This window comes from Alphaproteobacteria bacterium (genome assembly GCA_035625915.1).
GTDB lineage: Bacteria > Pseudomonadota > Alphaproteobacteria > JACZXZ01 > JACZXZ01 > DATDHA01.
On the sequence record DASPOR010000066.1, the window covers coordinates 1 to 4,126 of the forward strand.

A 4,126-nucleotide genomic window follows, 5' to 3' on the forward strand; every position below is an offset into this window, starting at 1 on the left:
ATCTTCAACGAATCGAAGACGATCCTCGGTCTGATGCCGCACCCGGAGCGGTTGGCGGACCCTGCCCTCGGCGGGTGCGACGGCAAAGCCTTGTTCGACGGAATCGCCGAGGCGCTCTCGTGAGCGCTGCCGAAGACGGCCCGCCCGGCCGAGCGGAACCCGAGATCACACCCACGACCGTTGCCGATCACGGATTGACGCCGGACGAGTACGTGGTTGTCCTCGAATCCCTCGGCCGCACGCCGACGATCACCGAACTCGGCATCTTTTCGGTCATGTGGAGCGAGCATTGTTCCTATAAATCGTCGAAGGTCTGGCTCAAGAAACTCCCGACAGCGGGTCCGCGGGTCATTTGCGGCCCGGGCGAGAACGCGGGGGTCGTCGACATCGGCGACGGCCAGGCGATCGTCTTCAAGATGGAAAGCCACAATCATCCCTCCTTCATCGAGCCCTACCAGGGTGCTGCCACTGGCGTCGGCGGCATCTTGCGCGACGTTTTCACGATGGGCGCCCGTCCGATCGCAAATCTGAACGCGCTCCGCTTCGGCAGCCCGGACCATCCCAAGACGCGGCACCTTGTGGCGGGGGTCGTCGCCGGGATCGGCGACTACGGCAACTGCGTCGGCATCCCGACCGTGGGGGGCGAGTGCAACTTCCATGCCGCCTATAACGGCAACATTCTCGTGAACGCGATGACCGTGGGACTGGCACGCAAGGACCGGATCTTCTATTCGGCCGCGGCCGGGGTCGGCAACGCAGTCGTCTATGTAGGCTCGAAGACCGGGCGAGACGGCATTCACGGCGCCACCATGGCGTCAACCGTGTTCGACGAACGCGCTGAGGAGAAGCGCCCGACCGTTCAGGTGGGCGATCCCTTCACGGAGAAGCTTTTGATCGAAGCCTGCCTCGAGCTTATGGAGACCGACGCCATCGTTGCGATCCAGGACATGGGGGCTGCGGGCCTGACCAGCTCCTCGGTCGAGATGGCGTCAAAGGGCGGCACCGGCATCGAGCTCGATCTCGATCGTGTTCCGCTGCGCGAAGGCGGCATGACGCCTTACGAGATCATGCTCTCGGAAAGCCAGGAGCGCATGCTGATGGTGCTGAGCCCGGGCCGCGAGTCGCTTGCGCGCGAGGTGTTCGAGAAATGGGAGCTCGATTTCGCCGTGATCGGACGGCTGACCGATAGCGGGCGGCTCGTGCTCAAGATGCAAGGCAAGACCTGGTGCGACATTCCGCTTGGCCCACTCGTCGACCGCGCTCCGATCTATCGCCGCCCTTACGCGATTCCGAAGCCACGACGGGAATTGACGCCGGCATCGGTTGCTCCGCCCGCCGATTTGCGCGCGACCCTTCTCCAGCTCATCGGCTCGCCCGACCTTTGCAGCCGTCGATGGATTTGGGAGCAGTACGACCACACCGTCATGGCCGATACCGTGATCCGGCCAGGCGGAGACGCAGCCCTCGTTCGCGTCCATGGCACAAGGAAAGCCATCGCGGTCACGAGCGATTGCACGCCGCGCTATTGCTCGGCCGATCCAGTGCAAGGTGGCGCTCAAGCCGTCGCCGAAGCCTATCGCAACATCACCGCGACCGGTGCTCTGCCGATTGCGGTCACCGACAACATGAACTTCGGCAATCCTGAACGGCCCGAGGTGATGGGCCAATTCGCGGGCTGCATCCAGGGCATGGCCGCGGCGTGCGAAGCGCTCGATTTCCCCGTCGTCTCGGGCAACGTCTCCCTCTACAACGAGACGAGCGGACAAAGCATCCTCCCTACCCCCGTGATCGGCGGCGTGGGCCTCATCGAGGACTATGAGAAGGCCGTCCGTATCGCTTTCCCGGCACCTGGCCAAGCAATCGTCCTGATCGGCCGCACCGGCGGCTGGCTGGGCTCTTCGATCTATCTGCGGGAGATTCACGGGCGCGAGGAAGGCGCTCCACCCCCGGTCGATCTTGCCATCGAGCGCAGGAATGGCGATTTCGTGCGCAAAATGATCCTCGATGGGCTTGCGACAGCCTGCCATGACATCTCGGACGGCGGCCTATACGTCGCCCTCGCCGAGATGGCAATGGCGGGTCGGGTCGGCTGTACGATTGCGCCACCCAAGGATATCCCCCCGCTCCATGCCTGGCTCTTCGGGGAGGATCAAGGACGCTATCTCGTCACCACAGCTGATGGCGAGGGGTTTCTGGCCGCCGCGAGATCGGCCGGCGTCGATGCCGCCCTCCTCGGTCACACGGGTGGAGCCGAATTGACAGTTTTGGGCGCCGGACCTATATCGGTGGCCGACCTCCGGCGCACGCACGAGGGCTGGCTGCCCGATTTTATGGCCGGTCCCGATACGATGCCGGATGAGGAGAGTTGACGCGATGGCGATGTCGGCAGGCGAGATTGAGCGCCTTATCAAGGAGGCGCTCCCCGATGCTCAGATCTCCATCGAGGATTTGCGCGGCGACGGCGACCACTACGCGGCGCACGTCGTTTCGGCCCAATTCAAGGGCAAGACGCGCGTGCAGCAGCATCAGATGGTGTTCCAGGCGCTGCGCGGGCGAATGGGCAACGAGCTTCATGCCCTCGCGATTCAAACGACCGCACCCCCGGACTGACGACAACAAATACAGGTGACAACATCATGGCCGAGAATTCCATAGTCGAGCAGATCAAGAAGGAGATCGACGAGAACGAGGTTGTGCTTTTCATGAAGGGCACGCCGGTGTTCCCCCAATGCGGCTTCTCCGCCGCCGTCGTCCAGGTGCTCACCCACATGGGCGTGAAATTCAAGGGTGTCGACGTGCTGTCCGATCCGAACATCCGGCAGGGGATCAAGGAGTTCTCGAATTGGCCGACAATTCCGCAGCTTTACGTGAAGGGCGATTTCATCGGGGGTTGCGACATTGTGCGCGAGATGTATCAGTCGGGTGAGCTGGCCGAGGTGCTCAAGAATCATGGCATTCAGACAAAGGCCGCGTGAAGGCGCGCATTTTTGACGCCAACTGAAACGCCAATCGAAAAGGGCCGCCATCGGGCGGCCCTTTTTTCTATCGCGGCCTGCCCTTTTCGCAGCCCATATCGAATGTTGAGGTTTCGTTCGGCCGCTACTGATTTACATAGCCTTGCTGCGTTGCATTCGATGCGTGGAAAGCGGAACCCCCCTCGGCATTGAACCAATAATCGGCGGCCACTCTGAACCACCAGTCATAAGTTCTGATCCCGTTGGTGAATGCATCGTTCCCACCACCGACAAGCTCCAGTTCCTCGACATTCAACGCGCGAATTCCAGAATTAGCGTTTGTCTTCATTGTGTGCGTCCTTTCTTGCACGCGGCGATTTTGCCGCGATTCGGTTTTGCGTGGCCGTCGTGATGCCCGTTCGTTTGCGACACCTCGCTCGGGATTACCAAAAGGTGCTTGCCGGGCGAGCAAACATGCATCGCTCGGCAACCTTTTGGAAGAGGTCGACGAGACGCCGGGCCTCCCGACCCCCGACCACCCGTGATCCCAGCAAGCACTCAAAACCAACCTTGACTCTGCTGCGCCTCCTGCGCCGCCGAAGCATGAAAGAGGTAACCTTCGCCTAGAGCCCCGCCAAAATAATAATCCCCTGCTACACCGATCCACCAAGCAACCTTACCAAAACCTTGATTTATGGCTCCAAATAAGGATTGGTTAGCACCGCTGACGAATTCCACCTCGCCAGCGCTTAGCTCGCGAATTGCAGGATTTGCGTTTGCTTCCATTGAGTGCGTCCTTTCTTTCCCTTAGCCATTTGACGATGCGCATCGGAGCGTTCATGGCTCGACGCCGCGTGGCGCGATTGCAGGCGGAACCCGACGTCGGCGATATCGCGATCCAACAAAAAACGATCCCTGCAAAGGCAGCCCGAAGTATAAGAACGCAACGATGTCTTAGCCATAGAAAAACGATACACCTAGTATCAATATTGTTTTTCGATTTTCACAATAGAGCCGCGAAAACGTTTTAAAGCGCCGACCGATATCGCTGATAGCTTATCTTTCTTGAAATATGTTATTAGTATTTTATTATATAATATTGTAATTGTGTAAAACGCTTGGAGCCGCCGCTGTCTGCTTGCTGTTGCGCGTCTGGACGTTCACATCCGCGC

Annotated in this window: 5 protein-coding genes; 3 read left to right on the forward strand and 2 right to left on the reverse strand. The window is 60.1% G+C overall.

The window, feature by feature from the left end:
* The first annotated feature begins 119 nt into the window (after positions 1–119).
* From purL to grxD, 3 genes are read left to right on the forward strand one after another with little or no spacing between them, the layout of a single operon-like run.
* On the forward strand, positions 120–2,369 hold the full coding sequence (gene purL / locus VEJ16_05855; protein ID HYB09173.1) for a phosphoribosylformylglycinamidine synthase subunit PurL: 2,250 nt from the start codon (positions 120–122) through the stop codon (positions 2,367–2,369).
* A 4-nt stretch (positions 2,370–2,373) separates the two neighbouring features.
* On the forward strand, positions 2,374–2,610 hold the full coding sequence (locus VEJ16_05860) for a BolA family transcriptional regulator (protein ID HYB09174.1): 237 nt from the start codon (positions 2,374–2,376) through the stop codon (positions 2,608–2,610).
* Between the two features lie 26 nt (positions 2,611–2,636).
* Positions 2,637–2,975, forward strand: coding sequence for a Grx4 family monothiol glutaredoxin (gene grxD, locus VEJ16_05865; GenBank protein ID HYB09175.1), 339 nt, complete (start codon positions 2,637–2,639; stop codon positions 2,973–2,975).
* Positions 2,976–3,099: 124 nt separating this feature from the next.
* Here grxD and VEJ16_05870 read toward each other — a convergent pair whose 3' ends face one another.
* Positions 3,100–3,303 (reverse strand): hypothetical protein, encoded by a 204-nt coding sequence (locus VEJ16_05870; GenBank protein HYB09176.1) that lies wholly within the window; start codon positions 3,301–3,303, stop codon positions 3,100–3,102.
* Between the two features lie 209 nt (positions 3,304–3,512).
* Entirely contained in the window at positions 3,513–3,740 is a 228-nt protein-coding gene (locus VEJ16_05875; protein ID HYB09177.1) for a hypothetical protein, read from the reverse strand.
* Positions 3,741–4,126: the final 386 nt, after the last annotated feature.